The organism is Compostibacter hankyongensis, from assembly GCF_039541075.1.
Taxonomy (GTDB): Bacteria; Bacteroidota; Bacteroidia; order Chitinophagales; family Chitinophagaceae; genus Compostibacter; species Compostibacter hankyongensis.
The window spans coordinates 152,622-179,089 of record NZ_BAABFN010000005.1 but is presented as its reverse complement, the minus strand read 5'-3'; the positions used below and the strand labels follow the sequence as shown (position 1 = coordinate 179,089).

Sequence of the window (26,468 nt, the reverse complement as noted above, 5' to 3'; positions counted from 1 at the left end):
ATACAGACAACGGAAGTGAGCTTATCACCAAGGACGGTTGCCTGAGCTCTATTTGCTGCAAAAGAGACATCTTTGCATGTAAGAATTCTAAAAAGACATATGATAAGAATAAATCAAAAATATTCATTCCCTGTAGAAAGCGTATTGTTCTCTTTTGCATTGGCATCTGAAGCTGCCGAAGTTTTTAAAGAATATAATAGTTTAATAACCGGGATTGGTAAGGTGAATGCGGCTTACACGCTATCGAAGGCGATACACAATAAGAGGCCTTCGTTGATTGTGAATCTGGGATCGGCAGGGAGCAGTTACTTCCGGAAGGGTGATGTGGTTTGCTGCACAAAATTTGTACAAAGGGATATGGACGTCAGCGGCCTGGGTTACGGGCAGTACGAGACGCCTTTATCCGGGTTGCCTCCCATTCTTGAATACGGCTTAGCCATGGAGGGTGTGCAGGAATGCATTTGCGGGACGGGAGATAATTTTGAAACGGATCATTCCACAATGGTCTATCATGTTGTGGACATGGAAGCGTATGCTTTGGCGATGATTGCCCTGAAGGAAGGCATCCCGTTTCTTTGCCTCAAATATATTTCGGATGGCGCCGATGGTAATGCAGCGGAAGACTGGACTGTACAGGTGCATAAAGCTGCTATGGCATATGGCAAGACATTGGGTCTGGACGGGAAATGATCCGGCTCGGCTCACCGGTATCTTTCGCTCCCTTACAATCTCCTCGCTTAATTGCCTTTTGGTGGCAGGGTCCAGCCTTTCCTTCGTTCAGCATTCTTATCATAATGGCTGATCCCTTCGTTCAAATCTTCCTGATATCTTATCCACCCTTATTCTATACACCACAGATTTAGGATCGTCCGCCAGCTGAATATTGTTTTTTCCGGAAAGGAACCCTTCAGGCGCAGCCGTCTCGCTTATCTTCTCCTTGTTTATCTTTCTGATCAACCTGTCAAGCGCATAGTATCTTTCCCTTTTGTCCGTGATCTCTTCATACTTGCCCCATACGATGACGCTTTTCCAGTTGGAAAGATTTTCCACCTCATCCACCTCAAAGCAGACATTGGGATGCTCCCGCATAACCCGGATCTTCAATCCTTCTTTGGAGTGAATAATGATATACTTCCCGTCGTAAAGATAGGTGACCGGAATAATTTGCATGATCAGCCCATCGGAGCAACCGATGCGTCCCACCGCATTCTTTTCAAGCAGATGGGTGATCTCGTCTTTGTTTAAGATGCCAAGCATAATTGAATGATTTGGTGTGGTTTCTTTATATGAAGCAAAATTCCTGAATCATCTGTACTACATGCTGACGGCCGTCAATCGGCATCCTGAGGCTCGTCATGCAATGCCCTCCGGTCAGCGTCTTGCCCCAAACCCTGAAGCACCGCAGACCGGATCTCATCTTTCCTGACCCGTATCAGTCGCTCTGCAGACCAGGATCACCTGTCGTCATAATATTCCTCATTATTTTCTTTCTCTGCCGGACGGAGATTTGTGGCTGAAAGCATTTATCATATCTGTTCACAAAAAGCATATCTCATGAAAGCATTGGTTTATCACGGCCCCGGAAAGAAATCCTGGGAAGAAAGGCCCAGACCTGTCATCAAGGATCCTGCAGATGTAATCGTCAGGATCAGCAAGACGACCATCTGCGGCACCGACCTGCACATCCTCAAAGGCGACGTCCCGACCGTAACCGAGGGCAGGATACTGGGGCACGAAGGCGTCGGCGTAATCGAAGAAACCGGCAGCGGGGTGTCCGGATTCAAAAAAGGAGACCAGGTCCTGATATCCTGCATCACCTCCTGCGGTAAATGTACGTATTGCAAAAAAGGCATGTATTCACATTGCGAAAATGGCGGATGGATACTGGGTAACCTGATCGACGGAACCCAGGCCGAATATGTCAGGATACCGTATGCGGATACCAGCCTCTATCCGGTGCCTCCCGGATCCGACGAGGAAGCGCTGGTGATGCTGAGCGACATCCTGCCGACGGGATTCGAATGCGGTGTATTAAACGGCCAGGTAAAACCGGGTGATGCAGTAGCCATAGTAGGAGCAGGGCCGGTGGGTCTGGCGGCCTTGCTGACGGTGCAGTTCTATACGCCAGCCGTTATTATTATGATAGATATGGATGACAACCGCCTGTCTACTGCAAAAGTATTCGGGGCCAGCAATATCATCAACAGCAAACAGGAGGATCCGGTAAAACGCGTTCTTGAGCTGACAGGGCAGAAGGGCGTGGACGTGGCTATCGAAGCGGTAGGGACTCCCGCCACTTTTGGCCTGTGCGAATCCATTATAGCTCCTGGCGGACGTATTGCCAACATAGGCGTGCACGGGAAGCCCGTGGAACTGCATATGGAAACGCTGTGGGACCGGAACATTACCATCACCACACGTCTTGTGGATACCGTCACCACCCCTATGCTTTTCAAAACGGTATTATCACACAAGCTCAATCCGAAACAGCTGATCACACACCGGTTCAAGCTTGGCGACATATTAAAGGCTTATGACACATTCGGGAATGCAGCCAAAGAGCATGCCCTGAAAGTGATACTGGAGCAGTGAGTCAGCCTCCTCAGCCTGTGTTTCCAGGAAACAATCCGTAAGATCATTCAAACATGATTTCCATGAAAAGGATTATTATTTCCGGTCTTGTCGCCGGCATTGCATTGCTGGCATTGAGCATATCGGGATTGTACCTGTCGGTCTGGCTGTTCCCCGATCTCTCCATGCAATATTTTGGCCCGGCATTTAACGACAGGTCCGGGAGGTATATGGTCTACTATACACATCCCTTTGTGACAGGTATAGTCCTATCCTGGTTCTGGAACCGGTTCAAATCCATACTTACCGGCTCGTTTATTACACGAGGAATAGAGTTCGGAGTGGTCTATGCGTTGATTGCTTCCCTTCCTTCATTATGGATGGTATATAGTGCGATGAGCGTATCGCTACCTCTTCTCTCCACCTGGTTCATATTCGGCCTCCTGCAAGGGGGTATTTCAGGGATGATATTTGAAAAGACAAATCCATAAGGTTGTCACTATTAAAAAATAAAATGATGAACATCGTTACCAATATGATAGGGGCGGTCTTTCTGTTGAGCGGGTATTGCGCCTGCGGACAATATAATTATTCGCTTTTTGAAGACCATGTCATCAAGATCCATGGAAGCTCAAATATACGTGATTGGACAGAATCAGTACAGAAAGCCTCCGGAGGAGCGAGTATAAGTTGGAATAATGACGGAAGCTTCGATCTGAATGCCTCCAGCCTGGTCATGGTTGTACAATCAATCAAAAGTAAGAAAGGGTCGGTTATGGACGAAAAGACCCATAAGGCGCTAAAATCAGAAAAATATCCCGTTATCGAGTTCGCGCTTACCACGCCCCTGAGATCGGTTCTGGCTTATGCCAACGGTTATGCGGTTACTGCATCTGGAAATCTCAGTATAGCCGGGGTGACCAGACCGGTCCAAATCCGGGTCAAGCTGTTCACAACCGGCCGCCGCAGGATAGTTGCCGAAGGTTCATGCCAGATCAACATGCTCGACTACGGGATCGATCCACCCGCTGCATTGTTCGGGATGCTGAAAGTAACAGAAGATATCACCATCCAATTCAGGGGTCTTTTCATAGCGAACGATTATTATTAAACTCAGTTCATAAGCACCGTCCCTTTAACGGGCTAAAGGTATGTGTAGTACATCCATTTTTCTTCCGCAGACATCTCGTCCGATGGCAGGCTCCACGGCGTTATGACGGAAGCCTCGGTAGGGTTTTGGATATGCCCGAAAAGCTCCCCCGGAACAGAACGGCTTTCTGATGACCATAATCATATTCCTGTCTGACCGGAATCAACAGCACAGGAGGGTACGGATTATATTTTTGAACCGTCAAATAATCAGCAATGCCCGCCAAACATCAGGAAGGAGCGTCCCCCGCGGGAAGACATCATATTATTCCGGGAAAAGATATCCGGCCCGCAGACAACCCCGCTCCGCCTGAGGCGGATGAGGAAAAAACGGAGGAGGCCCGCGGCAGCCGGGACAAGGAGCGCCTCCCTGAGTCTTGCAGGATCCCCTGCGGCAGGTGCGTAAATTGCAGGACGGGAAAAAAAGATTGATCCGTCATATCTGAACTATTAAACTGCTTGACCATGTCCGGAAAGGATCGGGAAGAAAAATTCGTTCCCAAAGGTAGTATGGCGTTTTTCGTCCTGTTGCTGCTGCTGGGTATCGCTATATGGTTCTTCATCTATATTATTATGCTGAACAGGATATAAAACGGCCGCTATGATCGACAAATTCGAAACAAAGGTGCTTGTGCTTACCGGGATCGCGATCATGGTATTCATATTCTGCATTCTCTATGCCATGGGGCACCGGAAGAGCGACGTGCCGGAATGCGTGCCTTTTGATAAAAGCTATACGCGTCCCCGGATAAACAAGATTGACGACAGCACCTATCAGGTCTTTTCGGTGGCCCGGATGTGGGCCTTTGAGCCCGCGGAGATCTACATACCGGCGGGGAGCCGGGTAGACTTTTATGTCACCTCCCTGGATGTGGTCCATGGGTTCTACATCGCGGAAAAGGATGTGAACATGATGGCCGAATACGGCAGCATCACCAAGACTACCGTCCGGTTTGAACAACCGGGCGTTTACAAGATCACCTGTCATGAATACTGTGGCACGGGGCACCAGGCCATGCAGGCAGAAGTCATTGTCAATTTCTTACATCCCCAGCCATAAAATTTTTTGAAATGCAGATAAGCCGTTCCCTGAAAAGCATTATTCTCATCGAGCTTCTCGTTCCCGTAACGCTGCTTGTCATCGGCATATACCACGGTCTGATGCAGACACTTTACCGCGCGGGCATGATCCATCGGGCATCCACCGCCAGGCTGGACTATTACCAGGGGCTGACCCTGCACGGGGTCATCAACGCCATTGTGCTGACCACCTTCTTTGCCGTGGCTTTCGGGCATGCCACCATGGCTTTCTTTCTCAAAAAGGAGCCGGGCCGCAGGGCCGGATGGACATCCCTGGCGATGATGACCGGCGGCACGCTGATGGCTGCCTGGGCTATGCTGTCCGGGAAAGCTTCCGTCCTGTACACCTTTTATCCGCCGCTGAAGGCACATCCGCTCTTTTATCTGGGCACGGCGCTGCTGATCGCAGGCTCCTGGATCCCCTTATTCGACTGGCTCTACCTGTACAAAAAATGGAAGCGGGAAAATCCCGGACGGAAGATCCCGCTCGCCGTGCTGGGCACGCTTGTCAACTTCATCATCTGGTTTGTCTGCACGCTGGCAGTTGCTTACGAAGTGCTGGTATTGCTGCTCCCCTGGGCGCTGGGATGGGCGCCCACGGTAAACGTGACCCTGTCCAGGACCCTGTTCTGGTTCTTCGGCCATGCCCTGGTATATTTCTGGCTGCTGCCGGCTTATGTCATGTTCTATACCATGCTTCCCGCACTGGCAGGGGGGAAGCTGTACTCTGATATGGTGGGGCGGATCGCGTTTTTCATCTTCCTGCTGTTCTCCGTGCCGGTGGGGGTACACCACCAGTTCAGCGACCCGGGCATAGGGGGAAGCTCCAAGCTTACCCAGTCGCTGCTTACCTTCGGCGTAGCGGTGCCCAGCTTCCTGACCGCCTTCACGCTGTCGGCCTCGCTCGAATATGCCGGCCGAAAAAGAGGCGGTAGCGGGTTATTCGGATGGATAGGGAAGCTGCCCTTCTTTGACAAAGACCGTTATCTTTTCGGGTACATGATCTGCGGGCTCATCCTCTTTATCCCCGGGGGACTGACCGGCATCGTGAATGCCTCTTATTCGCTGAACGGCGTCGTGCACAATACCGCCTGGCTGCCGGGCCACTTTCATATGACGGTAGCCGGTCCCGTATTTCTGGCTATTCTCAGCATGAGCCTTCATCTGATATCGGTGCTGAAAGGGAAAAAGGTATTCCTGCCCGCAATAAATACCATCGTGCCTTACCTGTGGATGATCGGCGTGCTCATTTTTTCCACCGGGCTGATGTGGGGCGGCCTTATGGGCGAGCCCCGGCGTACCAACATGGGACTTACCTACCTGAATCCGAAAAGCAGCCTGTTCCACCCGCAATGGGTGCCGAGCACCACGCTCGCAGCTGCCGGCGGCATCCTGATGTTCGTGGCATCTGTACTGTACTTCATCGTATTCTTCGGAACCTTTTTCAACAGGCGGAGGACCGTTGCGGGGCTTACCTTCCCGGAATCCCGGGCTTATCACGACGAGCCGCTGGTTCCCCTGCTGAATTCATTCCGGCCCTGGTTAGTGGTCATGCTGTTTATTATCGCCGTGGCCTATATACCGGCTTTGATGGATGTTATCCGCTACACCGGCCCCGGGGCCCCGCCGCATTTACCGGGCAACCCGCTTCCCGGCCGCTGAAAAACGATAAACGCAATGAGAACCGGATTAAGAAAACGTACCGTTATACTGTGGCTGCTGATCGTGCTGGTTACTCCAGTGGCGGCATATTATCTTGTGCACCGCCGGGAGCCGCTCAGCACATTCAGCCGGCCGGAAGGATGGGACAACGGCGGCGACACGTCACTGGTGAGCAATTACCGGTTTACCGACCAGCTGGGCCGCAGCGTATCCCTCAGATCCTTTCCCGGGAAAATACTGGTCGTGAATTTCTTCTTCAGCCGTTGCATAAGCATCTGTCCCAGGATGATGGCGGGACTGGGTAAGGCGGCTGAGGCTTACAGGCAGGACCCTGAAGTTCATTTCCTCTCATTCACCGTAGATCCGGAATATGATGACCAAGCCAGGCTGGCAGGCTATGCGAAGCATCTGGGAGCCCGTACCCCGCAATGGGAGCTGATCACGGGAGAAAAAAGAAAGATATACCGGTTGGCAAGAACCGGATTCCGGGTAGATGCCGCGGAAGGAGACGGAGGAGCCTATGATTTCATACACAGCGATAAGGTGGTACTGATGGATGCACACGGGAATATCCGCGGCTACTACAGCGGCATAGTGCCTGGAGAAATGGATCAGCTGATCTCAGACATACAAAAGTTAGAGGCCGAGAACGGGCACAACTGATGCATTCCCCACAGCAGGGGAAACGAAAATACCGGAGCCTATCACAATATATTTAAAACGCAGTTACAGATGATAAACAAGAAAATCTCGGTGGCGGCAATAGCCCTCTTACTGACCTTTACGGCAGGACTTACGCGGGCCGGCGATCCTTCGGCTGATGAAGGGAAAGCCCTGTTCCAGGCCCGATGTGCCTCCTGTCACAGCGTCAACAGGCAGCTTATTGGTCCGGCCCTTGCCGGTGTGGAACAAAGGCATTCCGAAGCCTGGATCATACAGTTCGTGAAATCGTCGCAGGGAATGGTAAAAAGCGGAAACAAGGAAGCAGTTACCTTATTCAACCAGTTCCAGCTGGTGATGCCGGACCATCCGGACCTGAGCGACGACCAGGTCAGGGGCATTCTGAGCTATATCAGATCTGCTGCAGCAGATAAGGGAGCAGACCAGGCTCCCTTTGCCAGGCCTGCAGTGGCGCGGCCCGGCTATCTTCCTTTGTCTTTTACTGATCCTGCCTTTCTGGTCTATCTTTTTATGATACCGGTACTGATCATGGTACTGCTGATGGCCGTGAAAGCAAGCGATCTTCAGAAAAAGGGATCAGGTAGGGAATAGTCTTATATAATGAGCCTGCCCGTTCCGCGGTGAACTCCCTCATAAAATGTAAGCTCATTGATGATGGTATGGGAGAGCTGATTCATGGACTCCCTCGTGAGAAATGCCTGGTGGGGAGTAAGCAGCACACCAGGCGTATTGATGAGCTCCTTTAACAGGGGATCCCCGATCTCGTCCAAAGTTTGGGACGGATGATGGGAAAGCATGTTTTCATGTTCATATACATCTGCACCGTAACCGCCAAGCCGGCCGGTCTTTAGCGCTTCCAGCACGGCCCGGGTATCTACCAGCCTGCCACGGGCTGTATTGATCAGCAAAGTGCCGGTCTTTACCGACCTCAGGGTAACTTCGTTGATCATACGATCTGTAGAGCCGTTAAGGGAGCAATGCAGGCTTATGATATCCGATTGCTCCAGCAGCTCCCGTAAGGAGACATACCTTACATCCGGTCCGCCGGAGACCGTTTTCCTTTCCGCATCATGGGCCAGTACGGTACATCCGAACCCTTTCATTATTTCGGACAATACACAGCCTATTCTCCCCATGCCGATGATGCCGGCCGTTTTCCCGTACAGATTAAACCCCAGGAGCCCTTCTATGGAAAAATCACCTTTCTTCACCCGCTCAAATGCCAGATGAACCTTTCTGTTCAGTGCCAGGAGCAGGGCCGCCGCATGCTCGGCTATGGCATGCGGCGAGTATCCCGGCAGCCATTTGACTGTCAGCCCGTACTCCGCCGCCGCCTTAAAATCCACATTGTCGAAACCCGAAGACCGGACCATGACAAGCTTTACCTGCATGGCGGACAATTTTTTCAGCACCGCATCATTGAGAATGTCATCCGGCGACACACACACCGCTTCACTGCCGGCGGTCTTCCCGGCGCTTACTTCGTCCAACCTTTCCCTGACAAAGATAAACTCATGTCCCGATCCGCAGTCAAAACAAGACCGGTCATAGGAGAACGCATTGAAAAATACGACTTTCATTATTTTATTGTTTTACTGAACGGTCACTGCATCTTCAAAGATCCGGTTGTTGATACAAATATTACCTGACCGGCAACAGGGGCTGACCTGACATTCGTCAGGGCGGAACCCTTAAATTTGTATTATTATTGCTGCGTACTATTCCCGGGAACAAATGTCAGGGATGGTTTAGGCATAGCGCATTCATCACAGATAAAACAACAATCATGAAAGAGCGGATATTATACGGCTGGAATATACGGAGATCGCTGTATTTCCTGGTAGGTGTCGGAATAGCGGTCTACGCCGTTTTGGAGCGGCAGTGGCTGGGCGCAATACTGGGCGCCTATTTTGCTGCAATGGCGCTGTTTAATTTCGGCTGCGCCGCCGGAAACTGCAGCTATACACCCGGAAGGAGGGAATGACGGCAGGCACGGCGCCGCGCCTGCCGGGGGAATAAAAACGGAGAAAGGTAACTAAGCCGGAGGGCACAAGCACCGCGGTCTCCATGGTCTCTGGCACATCCATTATCGGCACGGGTATTTTTCCATCTATCGCAAAATATGGATTTTTCATCATTATCCGCCCGCCGCCATTGTTTCTTCAGACCGGAAGCGGTCCCGGATTCTGTCGAACGCATTCATAAAGGCATCATCCCATCTGGAGGAAGTATCCAGGTCAATGTAGGTATGCCCCTCCCCGTCCAGCTTGATATAGGCCTGCTTGTCTTTTTGCCGGCCGGCAATCCGGTGGAGCCGCAGCTCAAAATATTCCACCTGCATATCTCCCTTCTTCAGCTGTGAGAGTCTGTCCAGCGCCAGCTTTACCAGGGAGAGAGAAGCCCTGGGATCTTCGATCTCCAGCTGGAAATACAATCCGATTTTTTCCTGCATGTTTTTGGCTTTGGCAAGTTAAAGAAGCTTTTTCCGGAGGGCGCCGGCGGTCTGTGATCATCTTCGGATACCCGGGACCCGCGTCTCCCCAAAGGTAAGCGCGTATGCCCAGGGCATTCATGACCTGCATCTCCTTCAGACATGATCCTTATCATATAAGGACGATCCCATACTCCCGAATTTTATTGTTGTGATTAATTTTGTTTATATTAGCTCAGGCATCTTTTGTACTGTCGCAGCCGCCCCGACCGTATGACCGACGCCCTGCTCATGATAAAAAAGCCGCGATGCCTCCTCAAATGACAGATTCTGCAGTGAATGACGCAAACAGCCTCCAGCAGTTTGGCGCTGTGTTCAACTATGCCACCATAGGCATCCTCATCACAGATCATAAAGGCACCATCGTCAATTTCAACAAATATGCGGAAACCCAGTTCGGCTACACATCGGATGAAGTGTACGGGGAAAAAGTGGAAATGCTTATTCCCAGGGAGTACCGTTCCTCGCATATAAACGAACGGCGCCATTTCCACCAGCAGCCTGAGCCCAGGCGTATGGGAGAAGGGAGAGACCTGTTCGGGCTGAAGAAAGACGGCAGGACATTTCCCGTAGAGGTAAGCCTCAGCCCTTATACGGTCAACGGCGAGATCCGCGTCATCGCATTCGTCATAGACATCACCGTACGCAAGGAGAGCGAAGCCGTTGTGCTGCAGCAAAAGAAAGCGCTGGAAAGGATAACTGCAGAAATAAAGCAGCTGAACGTACAGCTGGAACAGAAAGTAGAGGCCCGCACCCAGATGCTCCGGGAAACCATGGCGGAGCTGGAAAGATCACGGGAGGAGCTGAGCGAGGCGCTGGAAAACGAGAAGCATATCGGCGAGCTGAAGTCCCGGTTTGTGACCCTGGCCTCGCATGAGTTCCGCACTCCCCTGAGCACTATACTTTCGTCGGCATTTCTGCTGGAGAAATACAACGACATGGATGCGGCCGGACAGCGCACGAAGCATATCCAGCGGATAAAAAGCTCTGTGCTGGGCCTCAAAGGCATCCTGGATGATTTTCTGTCCATGGGAAAGCTGGAAGAAGGCAGGATACAAAGTACCCGGCAGGAACTGAGCGCTGCAGAAATAGGGGAGCTGATCCGGAATATCCTGACCGACATGGAACAGCTACTGAAAGAGGGGCAGCACATTACCTTCGAATTTGATATCGGGGTAGGGATAACTACCGATGCCGAAATTATCAAGAACATCCTCATCAACCTGGTATCCAATGCCATCAAGTTCTCGGGAGAAGGTACCACCATCAGCATCCTGTGCAGGGCTACTGAAAAGGAGCTGTCGGTTGCCGTAAAAGACCAGGGCATCGGCATTTCACGGGAAGACCTGAAGCACCTGTCCGACCGGTTCTTCAGGGCCGGAAATGCGGCGCATGTGCAGGGGACGGGACTGGGGCTTCATATTATCAGCAAATACCTGGAACTGCTTAACGGACGGATGGAAATACAAAGCGTGCTGAACGAAGGCTCCTGCTTTACCATTTACCTGCCACGGATATAATACTTCAATATGAAAAAGATACTGGTCATCGAGGACAATAAGGAAGTAAGGGAAAACATTGCGGAAATCCTCCGGCTCTCCGATTATGAGGTGATTACGGCCGAGAACGGGAAAGCCGGAGCGGAGAAAGCCCTGAACGAAGCCCCGGACCTGATCATCTGCGATATCATGATGCCGGTGCTGGACGGTTATGGCGTGCTACACCTCCTGAACAGGCACAAGGAAACGGCCGGTAAGCCGTTTATCTTCCTCACGGCCAAGTCGGAACGCGGGGACTTCAGGAAGGGAATGGAAATGGGCGCCGACGATTATATCACGAAGCCCTTTGATGGCATCGAGCTGCTCTCGGCCGTGGAGTCCCGTCTGAAAAAGATCGCAAGCATCAGGCAGGAGTTCAGGGAAAATGCCGAAGGCATAAACCAGTTCATTCGTCAGGCGGGAGCGGCAGCCAGTATCCCGCTCACCTCCGAAGAAAGGGAAGTATGTGAATATAAGAAAAAGCATGCCCTTTATGCGGAGGGGCAGCGTCCTAAAGCAGTCTATTATGTGATCGGCGGAAAGATAAAGACCTACAGAGTAAATGAAGACGGCAAGGAACTTATTACAAAGATATACGGGCCGGGGGATTTCCTGGGTTATTCTCCCATACTGGAGGGCGTAAATTACAAGGACAACGCAGCGATCCTCGAGGATGCCGAGCTCATGCTTATACCCGCCGAGGACTTCATCAACCTGATCTCGAATGATATACAGGTATCCCGGGCATTTATCCGGCTCATTGCCAGGAATATCCGGGAACAGGAGGAGAACCTGCTGAACCTTGCCTATAATTCCCTGCGTAAAAAAGTGGCTTTCGGTCTTGTACAGCTGTGCGAAAAATTCAAGCAGGGCGAACACGCGCCCGTGCTGCTGGATATCTCCCGGGAAAATATGGCTTATGCCGTCGGCGTGGCTACCGAATCTTTCATCAGGACCCTGAGCGATTTCAAGGCAGAAGGGCTCATCGAGATCAGAAACGGTAAAGTATTCGTCATCAATGAGAAAAAACTGAATGCGCTTCCCTATTGAGATTCAGTCGCCGTTGCTTTCTCCGGCCCCCGGCTCTCTCCGGCGCTCATGCATGCTGCTCATGCTTTCTCCTTCGCTGTTCTGCTGCTCGAGGGTCCAGTGATCGGTCAGGGACGTCTCTATCCATATTCTGCCAGACTTGCGAAGGACCTGTACGAACAGGCCCAGCCGCTCCTGAAATTCCTTCTCCGTCTGACTGACCGTCATTTTTTCATTGACCTCGATCACTGCCGGCACAGACTTGCTGAGCTGGCTCAGCGGCGTGGAAGAGTCTATTTCTTCACCCCTGGACGATAATTTTTTATCTGCATGGGGATATCTGAAAAATTCGAGCCTCAAATAAGGAAACCTGGCATTGAAATCCTCCTGGAGATCCCTGACCTGGCTGTATACTCTGATATGCAGTTCCATACACTGTCTTCTAATTATGAATAAAAACAATATTTAGGTACAAAATGAATATATTTGGCAGGAAGAACCCTTGACAGAAGTCAGGTCCGTTACTGATAATGGTCAACCCGGCAGGAACATAAAATGCCGGATTTTTTAAGACGTTTTTATAGTTTTATACAGAAAAGCCATCTATGCTAAATGGGAAGCAATTCTGTAATTGCCTTTATCGGCAGGTCTTATTATGCCTGCTGATGGCAGGTGGGCTCTTGATGCTTGGCGGTAAGAATTCGCCGACCCATCATGTGTTGACCCGCCCCGTGATCGACGGCCCGTGGTGGCAGATCGCGGGTAATCCGGATATGGGGAAATATACGTCGGAAAAACAGCAGCCTGTTGATTTTGGTATCTGGCAGGCTGCAGACGGCACCTGGCAGCTCTGGTCCTGCATCAGAAATACCCGCTGCGGGGGACATACCCGTCTTTTTTACCATTGGGAAGGTAAAAACCTTACGGACAGCGATTGGGAACCCCGAGGCATAGCCATGGAAGCGGATACAACGGTGGGGGAAGCCGCAGGCGGGCTGCAGGCGCCCTTTGTGTTCCGGGCAAAGGATACTTTTTATATGATTTACGGAGACTGGAACAGCATATGCCTTGCCAGTAGCACCGATGGTAAAAGATTTACCCGTGTATTGAATGAGCAGGGCCGGTCGGCGCTGTTTACAGGACCATATAATAACACCAGGGATCCGATGGTCATATACGACAAGGGGATGTATTATTGCTATTATGCAGGGCATACCGGTCCGGACGGAACGGTAATGGAAAATGGCAAGACCGTCCGTAAAACATACAAGTCCGCTGATTTTTGCCGCACCTCTGCCGATCTAAAGCATTGGAGCCAGCCTGTCATGGTGGCTGCCGGCGGAACGGCCGACCAGAAGACCGACTGGTTTGGGGGAGGTGCGGAATGCCCGTTTGTAGTAAGAAAAGCCGGCGCTTATTATCTTTTCAGGAATCAGGTTTATGGTAAAAACAACCTGAATACCCAATATGCATCTAACGATCCACTCAACTTCGGGATAGGTGATGACAGCTCCCGAATCGGAACATTGCCTGTAGCCGCTCCAGAGATCATATCTTCCGGCGGCGCCTATTATATCGTTGCATTAAACCCTTCGCTGGACGGAATCCGCATAGCCAAACTCAAATGGGAGCCTGTTGAATAGCGCGGGACCCGATTCATGATTAGCCGTGCCTGGTTTCATCTGTTGAATCCTTCCCTGAATGAAGCTTTGCAGTAAGGTAAGCGTCGGCATGATCGGTCTTGATCTCTACCCACATGGGCAGATGATCGGACATCTGGTAGGTGCGCCAATAGGTTTTGTAATAACGGGTTTTCTCAGCCGCTGTTTTTTTTCTGCCCTTTGAGGTAATTGAATAAGCTGAACCCATTTGATCCGCATAGCTGTGCTCATCATTTAGGGTAAATACATACTGGTAATAGTCGAAAATGCCCGCTTTACCGGTAGGGTCAAAGCGCCGGGGTTTTACTTTAAAAGCGATCTGATCATAGAACTTGTTCTTCGGTACATTGGATCCGGGCAAAGATTTCAGCGCATCCGGTATGACGAACCCAGCAGCTTTAATAGCCTGATAGGTTTGGTCTTCAGGGCTGTATATGTTGAAGTCGCCAAGCAAGACAAGATTATTGGACCATTCGTATTTGTCCGTTGCTTTCTTTGCGATGGCCTGCGCTATTTCTTTTATTTCCCCGAGGCGATCAGGATCATTGGCGGCAGCACTGCCATAGAGGATGTGCACCGTAGTGAGTATGAAAGTGGTCCATCCGGCTTTGAAGCCACAGAGGTAGGGCGTTCTGGCAAGCTGTTTGACAGGCTCATAAACAACCTGCCCCGTACTGCGGTCTTTTGTCTGAAAAGGAGGCAGCACCATTTCTCCCGCCAACCCTCCAAAACGTACTTTTTGGGTATCGAGTAAAAAGGCCAGCCGCTCACCGTTGCCTTGCCGGCCCGCTGTGACATCGGTAAAAAGATATTTCCAATGGCTGCCCAGGATAGCCGTCAAGGTCTTCAATGCTGATAGATCTTCTTTTACTTCCTGTATCGCAATGATGTCAAAGCGGGAGATGATCTCGGCAATATAATAAAAAGCTTCTGCCGTCCTGCCGCCATACTTAGGGGTGTCAAATTCCCTGATATTCCAGGTAGCGATCAGCAGGCTGCCTTCCTGTTTTTCCGGTATCCGTGCTTTTAACGCTTTCCGGAGCAGGAGGAGGTTCCGGATGGTGCGTTTGCCTTCTGCTGACTGAGGGTTGATATTTTGATAAAAAGGCATGCTTAAATAGTCCGAATCTACGCCGCCATTATTATCGTAATATTATCTTAAAATGAAACCTGCATTAACTTCTTATTTCAGCAAAAAAGCTGAAAAGGGAATCTAAGAGGTTTTTCATTATGCAGTTGTTCTTGGCTTGCGTGCCGCTGTTTTTGAATCCCTGATGAGGCTGGTGAAACCTCCGGCAGCCTCAAGTTCAGCAAGACCATGGTAATTCGTGAATATTTTATTGGATTTTTCGGTTTGAGTCTGAAAATTTTTACCTATAAAATGATCAGCATACTCCACGCATTCAGCACAGTGGGGTTTGTCAACGGCCATATCAATATGCTCAAAATGTTTCCTGGAATTCATGTATAAATAATATTCTGCTTCTGCGTGTGACTGCCCGGTTTGTATGACGTGATACCCCAAAGATTCCGCTTTTTCCCGAAGACCAACGGCCATTATTTCAGTATTAGAGAAAGCGTATTTCTTATAGATGTCATTTTTATTGTCCTTGATTATTGCTGTAGCAATAGTAGTAGCTCCGTAACTCCTGTTTGTTTTGCCATCCTTGCCTGTTTTTGGAATTTTATCATGAATGCTCCTAACATCATCTTTTAATGTGCTTTGATGTAGAGCAAGATCTTTTTTTTCGAACTTATTGTTTGGTATCGGGGAATCGGGTCGAATTCCGCGTTTTGTCGCCCATTTGGTTACATTCCTTGTGCGCCGTTCATTCAGGTGTTGGGTAAACGTCTGAGGAACGAGATTTTTTCCGCTCTTTTTTTTGCGGGGATTGCTCGTATGTCTATCAAATTCTTCGGTGTCTGAGTCCGAAACATCACCATCGTCTGTTTTAACAAACCTCCTTTTACGAGGAGGGGCGGAGGAACCAGTGGAACTACCCTCCGAAGCTACAGCTGTCCACTTCCGCTTAGCGGCTCTTCTATTTGCGGCCCCTTTCTGAACTAATGCCTGGTTTCGGGGCTTAGCACTGGCTGTCTTCTTCGGCTCTTCTGTCGCTGAGTTTCCTCCGTAACCCCCCACATCCACTTTCGTTACCGGATTCCCGCTTACAAAAGTAAAAAGGTTCAGTCCATCGATCGTACCGCCCGGATCTGGATTGAGCCAACGGCAGAGCCAGGGCGGGTAGTACCGGGCCCCATAATAATACAGGCCCGTGGCGTCTCGTTCCTGACCGGAATAGCGGTAGGTCTTTAGCTGAACTTCCACCTGGTTTTTCTCTACCGTAAAGGCGGTGTTGCCGTAAGGAAAATATTCTTCGTAGGTGATGAGCTGTGCTTTCTCGTTAAGCTCGAGGCTTACGGAGCCCTGCGTATCGTCCAGCTGATAGCGGAACTGGCGCTGGCCTTCCCGGCTGGTTTCGCGGTTGCGGACATCGACCGGCCAGTGATGAATCAGACAGACTGTGCTTCCAGGACCGTCTACTTTAAGGGTATTGCGTTGCAGCAGGGCAGGGGGCGTGTTTTCCGACTGCCTGACGCTTATTGTCTTCCTTTCATAATTACCCAGGTAAAGGGTGTCTGTTATTTCTACCGATCCGTTCGCGGCCAGCCGCTCGTTTACTTTGCGCAGGCGAACGCCGCCGGATGAGTACAGGTAATATTCGGCGTCTGACAGCCCCTCTTTCCGGGTGACGATGTTTGCAGCAGCAAGGTTATTGCGATAATCCCAACGCAGATTTTGCAAATGCTCGAGGGAGCGGGTGTTTCCGTTGCCGTCATACGCTGTGCCTGCCAGTCGGTTGCTGTCCGGACTGATGGTAAGGCGGGAGCTCCAGCTATGCGAGGCGCTGTGCTGTAGTCCGGTTAAATTACCTGCAAGATCATAAGCATAGCGTTCGATATAGTTTTCCAGCTGGTTCGGATCGTTGGGATTGGCGGTGCGGAACCCAATACCCCTATCCACAAGCCATTTTTCATCCGGCGGTACGGCCCCCGTATAGGCCAGTTGCCGCCCCGTAGCCCGGGTAAGGCGATACAGGGGATCATAAACATAATTGTTCTGCGGATCCACCTGCTGGTTAGCGCTAAATACGGTCGACCAGGAATGATCTATTTTTGTACTGACATTACCTACCGGGTCGTACCAGTAACGCAGGTCTTGCACAAGATCATCCTTATCCGGTGTCGCTGAACGGCGGTAGCTCCGCAGCCGGATCAGGCGCTGTGTGCTAACTTCGTAATCATAACGGGTGCTGATATCGTTGCCGTAGTCGATCTGTGCCGGCTTGCCCTGGGCATCGTACTCCACGTTGTTCACGATAGCTTGAGGGGCTTCCTTTCCCAGCGCCACATACATCGCTTTGAAATATCCGCTCTGGTTGTAAGTGGGCTCGCAGACATTTCCATCCGGCGTTATTTGCCGGATCGGGCGGCCCAGCGCATCGGTTTCTGTGGCTGTGATGAATTGCTCTTCTTTTGCAACAGCCACGCAGGCGTCCGGAGTCCAGTTGGCCTCGGTCGTGTAGTCGGCACGTAGCTGCTGCACGACTGCCAATGGCTGATTGTTTAGCGAATAGGCACTTACGGTAGCGAGACCGGCTTCATCGTAGGATTGGATCGCCTGCCCCATAAGATTATTTTCAATAGCGTCAGGATCGCTTTCTCCATAAATCGTTTTTTGGGTGATATTATTCAGAGAGAAAGTACCGTCCCCGCCCATGACCTGTCTGAGCAGAGGCCGCTGTAACCGGTCGTAACAGGCGTGTATGACGAAGCCGCGGTTATCCCAGCTGCAGACCGGCAGGCCGAAAAGGTTGTTAAGCACCCAGGCTTCTCCCGCGTCGCAGCTCCGGGTATGGAGCGTTTCACCGGTCATGTTGTAGGTATATCTGAAATTATACCGTGCATCACCCTTTATCAGATTATAGTAATACAGCCGTGGATCCATGCTGAGCAGGGTGCGTCCCTGGATATCATAGACCTGCAGGGTAGTCATGCGCCCGTTGTACAATAGTTCCAGCAGGCCGGGAGAGAGCGGGCCGAACTGCGAGGTAATGCGGTTCAGGAGGTCTTCATTCCAGTGGAGTGTGGCTTCGCTCAAAACCCCTTCGTCAGCGCCTTCCTCCAAGAGGTCGAGTATGCCGAGCGCCACCAGCTGGCTGAACAGCGCCGCCGCGGTAGTCTGGTGTTGCGTTGCCAGCTTTTTTAGGTGCGCCAGCCGCACGATACCGAGATTGTTCTGGATATTTCGTGTGACACGTCCTAAGTTGTCCATGATCTGTACGGAAGGGGTATGGGTACAGCGCAATGCCTTGTCCAGGGCATCCTTTTCGTGTTCCGGGAGGCGGTTATAGTTTTTTTGAAAGTAGCTGGAGCCGGCTACGGTGTCGTTGGGGTCAAAGGTCTCTGTTTTCCAGGGGGTAAACTTTACCCGGGAATAAAAACCCTTGGGGTCGTCCGTGCGGACCGCCCGGTCCAAAGCATCGTATTGGATGACCGATGGGGGAGGGACCAGCGATTCCATTTCGATTGCCTGCTGGTCTTCGTAATCCGGTGTGGCGGAGAAGTAGGGCAAATATTGCTGGGCGGGCAGGCCTTTGTTGTTGTATACCGTTCGTCCGCTTACGGTCCACCGCTCCCCGGACGAAGAGCCGGGACCAACAGGTTCATGAGTGAGGGCCACCGTCCCGATCATCTTCACCGGTCCTGCATCGGCTTTCTGCTTGACTTCGATGGCCCTCCCAAATCCATCGTTATAAGCGACCGCAACCTGGATAATGTTTTCTTCCTGCTCCGTCAGCTGGGAGCTGAATTTTTCCCCAACCAGGGCGACTGACCGCACGGGCTGCCGGCGTTCGGTCCATGCATGCAGGTCGTAATAATAGTAATTGTTGGCCTGTTGCAGGTAGACCTGTGGATTTTCCAGTACTTGCTCAAAGGTAGCTGCAATAGGCTGGTAATCTGAGACCGGACTGTTGCCCACGGGCTTTCCCTGCAGTTGCCCGTAGGTAGAGGCAACGATCACCTGCCCGAGCGGGTCGAAAAGCACTTCGTGTATGTTTTGATTAGGGTCCGTCGCCCGCCAGGGCTGCAAGGCCTGGTAGTCGATCTCAGCGGTGGTGGTCAGTTCGATCGTATCGGACAACCAGGCAGAAACAGCAGTGTTGAAGAGGTAATACGGGTCGTAAGCTATAGTGCTTTTAGTATAGAGCGTGTTTTCCCCGACGCCGGTCAGCGAGTCGGGCGGCAGTTTTTTTGCAGCCGTGTTGACGGTTTGGCTGGGCAGATAAAATTGTTCCGGTTGATCGAGGTAAAAGGTAACCGGACTATGCGACCACCACATACCGTCTTGCAGCACATACCCGCTGTCGTTGGTCATCAGGTCGTTATCCAATTTGTCCCCAAATACGGAAGTATAGAATTCCGCTGTACCTATGGCTGTTTCGTCATGATGAGACAGATTGTGATAGCTTAGTTCGCCAAGGGCGCCGGCCTTGGTTTGGTCTTCGTTCCAGAAGTAAGTACGGTCCTGGCCCAACAGACGTGCCTCCGGGGAGGCATTCTCGTCAAAGGTCTGGTGGTAGGGTATCGGGTTTTGCAGGGCGCTCGTCACCCAGTCTGCGACTTCTTCAAAGCTGAGCTGTCCCGCAGGCAAGCCGGCCGTTTTAACCTGGTAAGTGGTATGCTCATAGGCCATGCCCGTCCACCGGCAGGTACGAAGCTGCTGTGCCTCGTCCGGTTCATCGCGAATGAGGGTGGCATAAGCCGTCTCGTTCAGGACCATATGAGTGATTCCCTGCTCAGGGAATACACATTTATCCGGCTGTGGACGCCGGGGATAACTAACAGTGGCGCTGCGCAAGGTGTTTCCGTAGGCGTCGGTCTCCAACGCGAAGGAATGAGCGATCTGCGGGTCGGCCGGGTCGCGCTCGTAATTCCAGGTGATCGATTCGTTAGCAAAGGGAAAAATAACGGCATACCGGTTGCTGTACCGTGGCTGCACGAGCCGTACGTGCACATGGGTTTCCGAGATCGAGAATGGATCGTTCTCCTTGTCCGATCCGTCAAGCCCATACACTTCCTGTCGCAGCAGCTGGCCTTCCAGCGCCGCGTATCCCTGCCGGTAGGTTTCGGCATCTGCTTGTTCGAAGGCAGGGGAAAAGCTATGGGAGGGTATCGACCGGGCTTCTTGGTCGCCCTGATAATAATCTTTCCGATACTGTGCCTCGATCACATCCGACTTGGCAAAGGCGCCGGTATGGTACCAGCTTTTGGTATATGCAGGAGATACGTGCAGCTCCTCATTGAGCGTATCTGGGGTGAAGTCCAGCTTCCGGGCAGTGGCTTCAAAGGCTTGGTAATGATCCGTATCCCAGGATTCCACAAATCCGAAACCGCGGAAGACCCGTTCTTCGGGGTCAAAATACCCGTCGTGATATGCATATTTCGAGACGTGCAGGGCATGTGATATCTGGTCGATTATGACATGTCTGGTTACTACCTGTACCGGAAAAAAGAGACGGGAAGCATCAACCCGCCCGGCGCGCTTGTCGGCCAGGTATTGCTGAACGGTGCTGCCGTAGTGGATCTCATGCCGTGCCCCCGCGTTATTTTCTACCCTATTCATCAGGTAGCATTTGTGTCCACCTGAAAAATCGTAATAGAGGTGTTCCACTTCTGGCTCAATACGGGTAAGTATCATGCAGTTGGTTCCATTGCCGAGCACGTCCACGAAGTTTACCTCACTAATATTATCAAAGGTAAAGGGAAGGGGTATATACATCGGAGCGCTGAAATCATTGCCTGACCGGTTGAACCAGATCACAGCCCTGTCGTATTCCATATAGATAATGTCGTTCGTTCCGGAACCATCGATATCGGCCAGGTGTAAACGGGCAATATCGAGTCCGTTGCTGAATATCGGAGCCCCCTGCATCTGAACGACTTCGCCAAAGTGGCCATAGCCGCTGCCCGGCCAGTATTGAACTTCCCCGTTGGCAATGCGAACATAGTCGGCCAAACCATCCCCGTTAAAATCTGCAAAGGTGAGCAGCACTTCTTTTGCGTTGTTATTAGTTGCCGGAAAACCGGCCGGCAGGATGCATTCATGCGCCTTGCCATGCCCTTTAGTGCCAAGAGAGGGATACCATCGGATCGAAGGGCCGTCAAAAATCACGAGGTCGGCCAGCCCGTCGCCGGTAAGGTCGACATGGGCTGCTTCCGGCTCAGCCAGCTCCAATGCGTTCTCTTCGAAGGCGACGAAGGGCGCCCACTGTCCCTGATGACTGGCCGCATGATAACCAGCTATGCCTTGCTGGTAGGTGACCAGTGACTTATAGCCATTACTTTCCAGATCGGTGAGCATTATGTTCGGCTGCTGCAGGTCTTTGTTTAAGGGAAAAGCTTCCGGAACAATGGGGCCACGGTAAATACCTTCTCCCATGGGCTCCCAGTAGAGTGTGGTTTGTTCATTGCTAAGCAGGAAGCCGGGTAAACCTTCACTATAAAGATCAGCGGCAGCGAAAGTGCCGTTCCAAAGGTAATCGGGAAGGGCTGTGTTTCCCTCCAACTGGAGATGCCGGAAGCTGTGTCCGTTTGGCTGGAAATTATGGTAATGCAGGTCGAGTGCAGGAAGAGACCGGTACTCGTAAGCGCCCCTGCTGTTTATGCGATAGCCCCATTGGGTGGCCTGCGTGAGAAAGGACAGATCCGTGCCGTGATCCCACGTATAGGTGAGGTGTAGGGCAGAAGCCAATACAGGCGCATTATCATGCTGTCCCTGAAACTGGTGATAAACCAAAATGGCTTTGCATAGCCGGTAATTGCGGACTTCAAATCCGCTTAGGAATGTGGAAAAGGGATCGGGACGAACCTCCCATGGGCCCGGAGCGGCCGTAGGGTTTATCGGGTCAAAGCCGGAATACTGTAATTGAACGCGAAACGCGAAATATTCTTCCTCGTCCAGAAAATAGTTGCCGTATTCCACGTGATCCAGGTAGCTGTTGCAGGCGCCTTCCCGGAGCAATTCCGGCGGAACACCTTCCCCGTCCTCGGATTTATAATGATATCGTATACGGTTGCCGTTCGGGTCGACCATCTCTTCGAGCATCCAGCAGAATACCTGGCGGGCATCTGCGGGATTGGCTATCCGGGCGGCGGATCCGCGTCCATAGACCGTCGTTACATTATTTCCCGAAACGATCTTCCAGTAAGATTCCGTTCCTTGGTTTTGGCAATGGTATTCTATCCGTGCAAAACTGCCTTCAATGCGTGGTCGATATAGGGTAATGCTCCACTCATCCTGCACCGTCTGATACGTTTTGCCCCCGGCATCCGTAACGGGTACCAGTTCGCCTTCGTCCAACAGAAATACATCATGTTCAGCGTAAGTTGGAATACCTTTGCTGGTCTTTCGTGTAATGGATGACAAACCTATGCCAAATCCCATCCCGAAGCTACCGTTGCCGCTCCCGCTATGGTAACTGAGTGCCAACTGCGGCGACTGGCCTCGCGCCGCTGGCAGGGGTATAGGAATGTTCATGCTTCCGGCGCCATTAAAGCCGGAGGCTTGATAGGAATCGCCCAGGCCTTTGATGGATCCTCCTCCGGTTGGTAAATCAATAGCAGGTCTCTGAAAAGTAGGGGTGGAGGACTCCATAAGATAACTGATTGAAAAATGATCCACAAAATACGCCTTTCCCTTTTTATTGAGCAGTAATTCTTAAAAGAATGTAAACCGTTCATCTCATAGTGGATTCACGTATATATAGTTTGCCCGGGAGTATGATCTCTTCAGGCTCGAAATATTTTTTCTGTAAGTGTTTTAATAATAATTCGCAGCTGATTTTGCCTATTTCAAATGCAGGTTCTGCGACGGTGGTCAGCGTAGGGGAGATGATGCCCGATATGGGGTCGTTTGTAAAGCCGGCGACGCCGATTTGTGTCCCGATGCGGATATTTTTTTTCTTGAGCGCAACCATAGCGCCTATCGCTTTGCGGTCGTTTATTGCGAAGATGGCATCCGGCTTGCTTCCCCCTTCCAATAAATGCAGGGTATCCTGTTCGCCGCACTCCTGGGAGAAACCGGAATGAATGACCCATTTATCGTTAAGGGGTAGCTTATATCGGCGAAGCGCCTGCCTGTATCCCGCTAACCGCTTTTGGGTAATGATCATTTCCTTCGGTCCTGTGATATGGGCAATTTTAGTATAGCCGCTTGCGATGAGGTGCTCGGTAGCCTGGTATGCCCCGTTAAAGTCGTCCTGCAGCACTCTGGAGGTATGAACGCCGTCTACGGAACGATCAAAAAAGACAACGGGGGATCCCTCCTTTATTATTTTCTGATAATGACCAAATGCATTGGATCTAAATGAAGTAGAGACCAGCAGGCCATCAAGGCAGCCCAAAGGAAGGTTTTGGATGATCTGCAGCTCTTTTTCCTGGGAGTCGTTCGTTAGATACAGGATGACATTGTAGTCCCGGTTATAGGCGACCTGCTGAATACCCGTGATAACGGTGGAGAAATAATAATTGGTGACAAGAGGAAGAATGATGCTGATATTATGGGTCTTCCCCTGTACGAGACCTATCGCGCTGTAGTTGGGTTTGTAGTTTAATTCGCTTGCTTTTTCCAGCACTTTCTGGCGTGTGGTTTGGCTTACATCGTATGTGTCTCTTAATGCCCGGGAAACGGTGGAAATGGAGATATTAAGGCTTTGGGCTACGTCCCGTATGGTAATCGTATTGAAGGGTCTCCTCATTTCAGAAGGGAATTTCAATGGATTGTGATAGAAAATAGGGTTGTCCGCACTCCTTCAGTCTGATAAATGGCCGGTTGCTGATCCTTTGACCAGTCGTGTAAATATATCAAAAGATTTTGAAAAATGGAGCGCCGGGCCGGGTAGATGAGGCTTCTTCTATATTTATGCTGCGGATGGAGACGATGCCTGATTATGTTTTTAGCAACGGATTTACTTTTGAAGGCTACCGGTTTTTGGCACGCCATTGGGCAAATAAGAACAAATTTGATTAAGTTTATTGTATCATTTTCGGATGCTTTATATAAAATACATGTGGGCCACCGTTAAAGCGCATGCCTGATTCAGATAGCCGGCTTATTCAGGGCTATGATCACGATATTAAACCTATATGATATGATGTTTTCAAGAATAATTATTGGCATAGGGCTGGTCGTCACGGTATTTGTCATCCCCTGTAAAGGCCAGGATGCCTATGCCGTGCTTCAGGGCTGGAACCGGTACAGCGATGCCCGCAATGCATTGTATCACGATATGGCGGAGCAGGCTTATGATCAGCTGGAAGAGCGGGAACGCAGGATAGCGCAATTACACAGCTTATCCGACTGGCAGCAGCGGCAAAAGGCGGTAAAGAAGACATTGATGGATATGGTAGGGCCTTTTCCCGGAAAAACCCCGCTGAATGTCAAGATAACAAAAACGGTAAAAAAAGAAGACTACACTGTTGAGGATATCATCTACGAATCGGAGCCCGGATTTTATGTGACCTCATCGCTTTTTATCCCTCGGGGGCTGAAGGGCAAAGCTCCTGCTGTTATATATTGCAGCGGCCATACGGATAAGGGATACCGGGACGCGGTTTACCAGCATGTGATTTTAAACCTGGTCAAAAAGGGGTTTATTGTATTCGCGTTCGACCCCGTCGGGCAGGGGGAACGGCTTCAATATTACGATAAAGACAGTGGGAGATCTGTCGTCGGAGGGCCGACGCATCAGCATTCCTATCCCGGCGCGCAGGCTTTTATTACGGGGAGTTCTTTGGCCCGGTACATGATATGGGATGGCATAAGGGCCGTGGATTATCTTCTCACCCGCAGGGAGGTGGATCCGGACCGGATAGGGATCACCGGACGTTCGGGAGGAGGGACCCAATCTGCCTATATCGCGGCATTCGATGAGCGGATTCATGCTGCCGCGCCTGAAAATTATATCACAAGCTTCAGGAGGCTGATCCAGGCCATCGGCCCGCAGGATGCGGAACAAAATTTCTCTCATGAGATAGCAAACGGCATTGATCATGCCGACTTGCTGGAAGTGCGGGCGCCCAAACCCACCTTGATGATCACCACCACCCGGGATATGTTTCCCATTCAGGGGGCTATGGAGACGGCCAAGGAGGTGCGCCGGATATTTGAGGCCTATGGTCAGAAAGATCATTTCAACAGGGTGGAAGCCGATACCATACATGCCTCTGCAAAATCGAACCGGGTGGCCCTGTACGCTTTTTTCCAGAAGTACCTGAACAATCCGGGCGATTCCACGGACCTGGATGTGACGCCGTTGGGGGACGAGCTCAGGGTTACTGAAACCGGGCAGGTGTCCACTTCTTTTAAGGATGCGCAGACCGTCTTCAGCCTGAATAAAAAAGATGCGGAAAGAGATGTCAGACGGCTTCAGGACAAAAGGAAAGACCGGGCAACGCATCTTCCTGCCCTGTTACAGGCTGCAAAAGAAATGTCGGGTTACCGGGAGCCTTCGCTGTATCACGCCCCTGTATTTACAGGACGTTATCAAAAAGGAGAATACGTGATTGAAAAGTATTTTGTGCGGGGAGAGGGGGATTATGTCATTCCTTATTTGCTGATGATTCCGGATCATGCCAATGGCAAAGCGGTGATTTGTTTGAACCCGGAAGGCAAATCGGCCGAAGTCTCCGATGGGGATATGGAATGGTTTATCAAGCGGGGATATACGGTGTTGGCGCCGGACTTACTGGGCGTGGGGGAATCAGGTCGTGGCGATTATAAAGGGGATTCTTTTATTGACAACACATCCTATGGCATCTGGCATCTGTCCCTGCTGATCGGCAGGAGTATTGTCGGCATCCGGGCCGCTGACGTAACAAGATTGGTTCAGGTATTAGCGCACGAGCACCACATAGCGGAACTCTATGGGCTGGCGAGGGGGACGATGTGTACATCGATGCTGTATGCGGCAGCTTTCAACCCGGCGATCAAACGGATCTGTCTTATCGACGGACTTTCATCTTACCGCAGCCTGGTGATGAACCGGTTTTATGCCCCGCGTTCTATATACGGCGCCGTGGCCGGCGCGCTGACCGCTTATGATTTGCCGGATCTGGCCGCCGGTTTGGCGCCGAGGAAGTTAATGATCGTGGATACGGTAAATGAAAAGGATCCCCATAAGGCCAAAGGAATGCTTCAGGACGATGCTTCTCTTATTCAGGCAGCGTATGCCAATCGATCGGCGCAGAAAGCACTATTGATCAAACACCAAAAGGCAACAGAGCGCCGATCTGATCTTTTATCGGATTGGATCAGATAGGTTGCCGCCCCTCTGCCCGGTATTTCCTTACAGATCGTTTTTGCTGCTCATTGTGAACGCCTGCAAGGCAGGTTGTGTCGTATCACTTTTCGAGAACGTTCTCGCAGTTTTCTCTTGAGGGATGGAATGCCCTGTTCTATCTTTAAGCTACATATCTCATGCCGCATATCCTGACGAGCGTACGCCTGCCTATGATAAGATTTCAATAAAAATGATAAATGAT

Annotated in this window: 21 protein-coding genes; 14 read left to right on the top strand and 7 right to left on the bottom strand. The window is 51.1% G+C overall.

Features of this window, described 5'->3' with window-relative positions; translation table 11 throughout:
* Positions 1 to 99 precede the first annotated feature (99 nt).
* A complete protein-coding gene (locus ABD851_RS11245) occupies positions 100 to 690 on the top strand; it encodes a 5'-methylthioadenosine/S-adenosylhomocysteine nucleosidase family protein (RefSeq protein ID WP_344979253.1) in 591 nt (196 codons plus the stop codon).
* A gap of 99 nt (positions 691 to 789) precedes the next feature.
* On the opposite strand, the gene ABD851_RS11240 is transcribed toward ABD851_RS11245, so the two are convergent.
* Positions 790 to 1,257, bottom strand: coding sequence for a pyridoxamine 5'-phosphate oxidase family protein (locus ABD851_RS11240; RefSeq protein WP_344979251.1), 468 nt, complete (start codon positions 1,255 to 1,257; stop codon positions 790 to 792).
* A 297-nt stretch (positions 1,258 to 1,554) separates the two neighbouring features.
* Between ABD851_RS11240 and ABD851_RS11235 the strand changes: the two genes are divergently transcribed.
* The 8 genes from ABD851_RS11235 (at position 1,555) to ABD851_RS11200 (ending at position 7,734) form a co-directional block, all read left to right on the top strand.
* A complete protein-coding gene (locus tag ABD851_RS11235) occupies positions 1,555 to 2,592 on the top strand; it encodes a zinc-dependent alcohol dehydrogenase family protein (protein WP_344979249.1) in 1,038 nt (345 codons plus the stop codon).
* Between the two features lie 62 nt (positions 2,593 to 2,654).
* Positions 2,655 to 3,062 (top strand): hypothetical protein, encoded by a 408-nt coding sequence (locus tag ABD851_RS11230; protein WP_344979247.1) that lies wholly within the window; start codon positions 2,655 to 2,657, stop codon positions 3,060 to 3,062.
* Between the two features lie 26 nt (positions 3,063 to 3,088).
* Entirely contained in the window at positions 3,089 to 3,682 is a 594-nt protein-coding gene (locus tag ABD851_RS11225; protein WP_344979245.1) for a YceI family protein, read from the top strand.
* A 503-nt stretch (positions 3,683 to 4,185) separates the two neighbouring features.
* Positions 4,186 to 4,311 carry a hypothetical protein gene (locus tag ABD851_RS11220; protein ID WP_344979243.1) on the top strand — a complete coding sequence of 42 codons (126 nt, stop codon included), beginning with the start codon at positions 4,186 to 4,188 and terminating at the stop codon, positions 4,309 to 4,311.
* A gap of 10 nt (positions 4,312 to 4,321) precedes the next feature.
* Positions 4,322 to 4,780: a cupredoxin domain-containing protein gene (locus tag ABD851_RS11215; protein ID WP_344979241.1), complete on the top strand. Its 459-nt coding sequence runs from the start codon at positions 4,322 to 4,324 to the stop codon at positions 4,778 to 4,780.
* Between the two features lie 11 nt (positions 4,781 to 4,791).
* The gene (locus ABD851_RS11210; protein ID WP_344979239.1) at positions 4,792 to 6,462 is read left to right on the top strand and encodes a cbb3-type cytochrome c oxidase subunit I; all 1,671 of its coding nucleotides are present in this window, start codon (positions 4,792 to 4,794) and stop codon (positions 6,460 to 6,462) included.
* Positions 6,463 to 6,477: 15 nt separating this feature from the next.
* On the top strand, positions 6,478 to 7,125 hold the full coding sequence (locus ABD851_RS11205; RefSeq protein ID WP_344979237.1) for an SCO family protein: 648 nt from the start codon (positions 6,478 to 6,480) through the stop codon (positions 7,123 to 7,125).
* A 69-nt stretch (positions 7,126 to 7,194) separates the two neighbouring features.
* Positions 7,195 to 7,734 (top strand): c-type cytochrome, encoded by a 540-nt coding sequence (locus ABD851_RS11200; protein WP_344979235.1) that lies wholly within the window; start codon positions 7,195 to 7,197, stop codon positions 7,732 to 7,734.
* Positions 7,735 to 7,736: 2 nt separating this feature from the next.
* Here the strand turns inward: ABD851_RS11200 and ABD851_RS11195 are convergent, their stop codons facing one another.
* On the bottom strand, positions 7,737 to 8,723 hold the full coding sequence (locus ABD851_RS11195; protein ID WP_344979232.1) for an NAD(P)-dependent oxidoreductase: 987 nt from the start codon (positions 8,721 to 8,723) through the stop codon (positions 7,737 to 7,739).
* Positions 8,724 to 8,929: 206 nt separating this feature from the next.
* Between ABD851_RS11195 and ABD851_RS11190 the strand changes: the two genes are divergently transcribed.
* A complete protein-coding gene (locus ABD851_RS11190; RefSeq protein ID WP_344979230.1) occupies positions 8,930 to 9,127 on the top strand; it encodes a hypothetical protein in 198 nt (65 codons plus the stop codon).
* Positions 9,128 to 9,280: 153 nt separating this feature from the next.
* Here ABD851_RS11190 and ABD851_RS11185 read toward each other — a convergent pair whose 3' ends face one another.
* A complete protein-coding gene (locus ABD851_RS11185; RefSeq protein ID WP_344979229.1) occupies positions 9,281 to 9,595 on the bottom strand; it encodes a hypothetical protein in 315 nt (104 codons plus the stop codon).
* 299 nt (positions 9,596 to 9,894) lie between these two features.
* On the opposite strand from ABD851_RS11185, the gene ABD851_RS11180 reads away from it, so the two are divergent.
* Positions 9,895 to 11,154, top strand: a complete 1,260-nt coding sequence (locus ABD851_RS11180) for a PAS domain-containing sensor histidine kinase (protein ID WP_344979227.1) — start codon at positions 9,895 to 9,897, stop codon at positions 11,152 to 11,154.
* A gap of 9 nt (positions 11,155 to 11,163) precedes the next feature.
* Complete coding sequence (locus ABD851_RS11175) at positions 11,164 to 12,222, top strand: response regulator (protein WP_344979225.1); 1,059 nt, start codon at positions 11,164 to 11,166, stop codon at positions 12,220 to 12,222.
* Between the two features lie 3 nt (positions 12,223 to 12,225).
* On the opposite strand, the gene ABD851_RS11170 is transcribed toward ABD851_RS11175, so the two are convergent.
* A complete protein-coding gene (locus ABD851_RS11170) occupies positions 12,226 to 12,633 on the bottom strand; it encodes a hypothetical protein (protein ID WP_344979223.1) in 408 nt (135 codons plus the stop codon).
* A gap of 233 nt (positions 12,634 to 12,866) precedes the next feature.
* Here ABD851_RS11170 and ABD851_RS11165 point away from each other — a divergent pair, with 233 nt between their 5' ends.
* Positions 12,867 to 13,844, top strand: coding sequence for a glycoside hydrolase family 32 protein (locus ABD851_RS11165; protein WP_344979221.1), 978 nt, complete (start codon positions 12,867 to 12,869; stop codon positions 13,842 to 13,844).
* A 19-nt stretch (positions 13,845 to 13,863) separates the two neighbouring features.
* On the opposite strand, the gene ABD851_RS11160 is transcribed toward ABD851_RS11165, so the two are convergent.
* From ABD851_RS11160 to ABD851_RS11150, 3 genes are all read right to left on the bottom strand, one after another.
* Positions 13,864 to 14,973 (bottom strand): endonuclease/exonuclease/phosphatase family protein, encoded by a 1,110-nt coding sequence (locus ABD851_RS11160; protein WP_344979219.1) that lies wholly within the window; start codon positions 14,971 to 14,973, stop codon positions 13,864 to 13,866.
* A 117-nt stretch (positions 14,974 to 15,090) separates the two neighbouring features.
* Positions 15,091 to 22,581, bottom strand: coding sequence for a SpvB/TcaC N-terminal domain-containing protein (locus ABD851_RS11155; protein ID WP_344979217.1), 7,491 nt, complete (start codon positions 22,579 to 22,581; stop codon positions 15,091 to 15,093).
* 82 nt (positions 22,582 to 22,663) lie between these two features.
* Positions 22,664 to 23,683 (bottom strand): LacI family DNA-binding transcriptional regulator, encoded by a 1,020-nt coding sequence (locus tag ABD851_RS11150; protein ID WP_344979215.1) that lies wholly within the window; start codon positions 23,681 to 23,683, stop codon positions 22,664 to 22,666.
* A gap of 393 nt (positions 23,684 to 24,076) precedes the next feature.
* Here ABD851_RS11150 and ABD851_RS11145 point away from each other — a divergent pair, with 393 nt between their 5' ends.
* Positions 24,077 to 26,245, top strand: coding sequence for an alpha/beta hydrolase (locus ABD851_RS11145; RefSeq protein WP_344979213.1), 2,169 nt, complete (start codon positions 24,077 to 24,079; stop codon positions 26,243 to 26,245).
* Positions 26,246 to 26,468: the final 223 nt, after the last annotated feature.

What these genes read in the sequence shown, in the direction of transcription:
- ABD851_RS11245 (WP_344979253.1), top strand. Translation starts at nt 100, where the DNA reads ATGATAAGAATAAATCAAAAATATTCATTCCCTGTAGAAAGCGTATTG.
- ABD851_RS11240 (WP_344979251.1), bottom strand. Translation starts at nt 1,257, where the DNA reads ATGCTTGGCATCTTAAACAAAGACGAGATCACCCATCTGCTTGAAAAG.
- ABD851_RS11235 (WP_344979249.1), top strand. Translation starts at nt 1,555, where the DNA reads ATGAAAGCATTGGTTTATCACGGCCCCGGAAAGAAATCCTGGGAAGAA.
- ABD851_RS11230 (WP_344979247.1), top strand. Translation starts at nt 2,655, where the DNA reads ATGAAAAGGATTATTATTTCCGGTCTTGTCGCCGGCATTGCATTGCTG.
- ABD851_RS11225 (WP_344979245.1), top strand. Translation starts at nt 3,089, where the DNA reads ATGAACATCGTTACCAATATGATAGGGGCGGTCTTTCTGTTGAGCGGG.
- ABD851_RS11220 (WP_344979243.1), top strand. Translation starts at nt 4,186, where the DNA reads ATGTCCGGAAAGGATCGGGAAGAAAAATTCGTTCCCAAAGGTAGTATG.
- ABD851_RS11215 (WP_344979241.1), top strand. Translation starts at nt 4,322, where the DNA reads ATGATCGACAAATTCGAAACAAAGGTGCTTGTGCTTACCGGGATCGCG.
- ABD851_RS11210 (WP_344979239.1), top strand. Translation starts at nt 4,792, where the DNA reads ATGCAGATAAGCCGTTCCCTGAAAAGCATTATTCTCATCGAGCTTCTC.
- ABD851_RS11205 (WP_344979237.1), top strand. Translation starts at nt 6,478, where the DNA reads ATGAGAACCGGATTAAGAAAACGTACCGTTATACTGTGGCTGCTGATC.
- ABD851_RS11200 (WP_344979235.1), top strand. Translation starts at nt 7,195, where the DNA reads ATGATAAACAAGAAAATCTCGGTGGCGGCAATAGCCCTCTTACTGACC.
- ABD851_RS11195 (WP_344979232.1), bottom strand. Translation starts at nt 8,723, where the DNA reads ATGAAAGTCGTATTTTTCAATGCGTTCTCCTATGACCGGTCTTGTTTT.
- ABD851_RS11190 (WP_344979230.1), top strand. Translation starts at nt 8,930, where the DNA reads ATGAAAGAGCGGATATTATACGGCTGGAATATACGGAGATCGCTGTAT.
- ABD851_RS11185 (WP_344979229.1), bottom strand. Translation starts at nt 9,595, where the DNA reads ATGCAGGAAAAAATCGGATTGTATTTCCAGCTGGAGATCGAAGATCCC.
- ABD851_RS11180 (WP_344979227.1), top strand. Translation starts at nt 9,895, where the DNA reads ATGACAGATTCTGCAGTGAATGACGCAAACAGCCTCCAGCAGTTTGGC.
- ABD851_RS11175 (WP_344979225.1), top strand. Translation starts at nt 11,164, where the DNA reads ATGAAAAAGATACTGGTCATCGAGGACAATAAGGAAGTAAGGGAAAAC.
- ABD851_RS11170 (WP_344979223.1), bottom strand. Translation starts at nt 12,633, where the DNA reads ATGGAACTGCATATCAGAGTATACAGCCAGGTCAGGGATCTCCAGGAG.
- ABD851_RS11165 (WP_344979221.1), top strand. Translation starts at nt 12,867, where the DNA reads ATGGCAGGTGGGCTCTTGATGCTTGGCGGTAAGAATTCGCCGACCCAT.
- ABD851_RS11160 (WP_344979219.1), bottom strand. Translation starts at nt 14,973, where the DNA reads ATGCCTTTTTATCAAAATATCAACCCTCAGTCAGCAGAAGGCAAACGC.
- ABD851_RS11155 (WP_344979217.1), bottom strand. Translation starts at nt 22,581, where the DNA reads ATGGAGTCCTCCACCCCTACTTTTCAGAGACCTGCTATTGATTTACCA.
- ABD851_RS11150 (WP_344979215.1), bottom strand. Translation starts at nt 23,683, where the DNA reads ATGAGGAGACCCTTCAATACGATTACCATACGGGACGTAGCCCAAAGC.
- ABD851_RS11145 (WP_344979213.1), top strand. Translation starts at nt 24,077, where the DNA reads ATGATGTTTTCAAGAATAATTATTGGCATAGGGCTGGTCGTCACGGTA.